This window comes from Campylobacter concisus (genome assembly GCF_902460535.1).
GTDB lineage: Bacteria > Campylobacterota > Campylobacteria > Campylobacterales > Campylobacteraceae > Campylobacter_A > Campylobacter_A concisus_AS.
The window spans coordinates 37,866-39,385 of record NZ_CABPTV010000007.1 but is presented as its reverse complement, the minus strand read 5'-3'; the positions used below and the strand labels follow the sequence as shown (position 1 = coordinate 39,385).

Here is a 1,520-nt window from a genome sequence, read left to right as displayed (position 1 = left end):
CGGCATTTGCAAGCCAAAATTTATTAAATATTGCTTAAAGGTAATTTCTGGTTTCAAGTTTTATTTAATAATAAAAATTATACAATCCGCCCCAAAATACCAAAAAATGCCACTGGATAGTGGTTTTTGATCGAGGGATAGAAAAATAAAATGAATAATCTAAGTATAAAATCTAAAATATTACTCATCGTTTTTGTGAGTTTGCTTTGTCTAAGCGTGACTAGTGTTTACATCTTAAAAGGCGTTTTAAACAGCAGAAGTGAAGCTATTTCAAACCTTTCAATGAGCGAAGATATCATAAAGCAGGGCGAATTTATCCATGAGCTTCAAAAAGAGCGTGGTTATAGCGCAGCTTTCATAGCAAACGGCAAAGACTCTGAGAAAAATTTAAAAGAGCAAAGAGCTAAGGTCGATGGGATCGTGAAAGAGCTCTCAAACAAAGATGAGGTGTTAAGAGTACTTAGTGGCATAAGGGCAAAGGTCGATAAAAAAGAGAAATTTAATCTCCTTGGCGAATATAGCGGTATGATAGAAAACACGCTTGTCTTTTTAAATTCTCTCTCAAAAGACGCCAAGCCAGCTATAAAAGATGATGTGGCTAGGATTTTTAGCATTTCAAAGATCAAAGAGTACTACGGCATCACAAGAGCGATAATGAACGTCGCCTTTATCAAAGATGAGATCGACAAAAACACATATGTAAATTTGATCTCTCACGACGCAAACATCAAAAAGCTTTTAAACGACTATGTCAAATTTAATAGCGGCAAATACGCAGACAGCCTGCAAAAAGATATATTGCAAAGCAACGAATTTAAGCAAATAGATGAGATTATCAAAGACGCTATCGCTACTCCAGAAGAGACAGCCAGAAAGATCGAGGCGGCTAGCTGGTTTAAGAGCATCACAAATTTGATCGATAGCCTCAGAAACTACGAGCTTTACTTGTTAAATGATATGAAAGAGCTAGCCATACACGACAAAGATGAAGCCAGCAACCTTGTGCTATTTATGGCTATAATGCTTGCCTGTTTTATTGTAGCACTCGTCTTTATCTCGCTTGTTGTTGGTAAAAATATCATCTCAGGCATCGATAGCGTAAAGGGCGGGCTAAGCGAGTTTTTCTTATATCTAAATAACAAGACAAATTCTGCCAAACTTCTAAGCTTAAAAGGCAAAGATGAAATTTGCATCATGTCGTCGCTTATAAATGAAAATATAGAGGTTATCCAGACGGCAAAAGAGCATGAAAACACCTTCATCCAAAAAGCCAACACCTTTGTAAATGAGATAAAAGATGGCAACTATGAAGCAAGCCTAGAAGCTGATACTAATAACCCAGCTCTAAATCAACTAAAAAGCACATTTAAAGATTTGCAGCTTGCTCTTAAAAATGCAATCTCAAGTAATGGTAAAGATGTACTTGATCTACTAAACACTTATAAAAACCAAGACTTTACAAAAAGACTTGATGATGATGGTAAGATAGCAAGTGGTATAAACTCACTAGGCATTGAGAT

The 1,520-nt window shown here is 36.1% G+C and carries 1 protein-coding gene; it reads left to right on the top strand.

The features are described 5' to 3' along the window. Positions 1-216 precede the first annotated feature (216 nt). A partial coding sequence (locus FZ945_RS06845; protein WP_262367163.1) for a nitrate- and nitrite sensing domain-containing protein occupies positions 217-1,520 on the top strand: 1,304 nt, incomplete at its 3' end.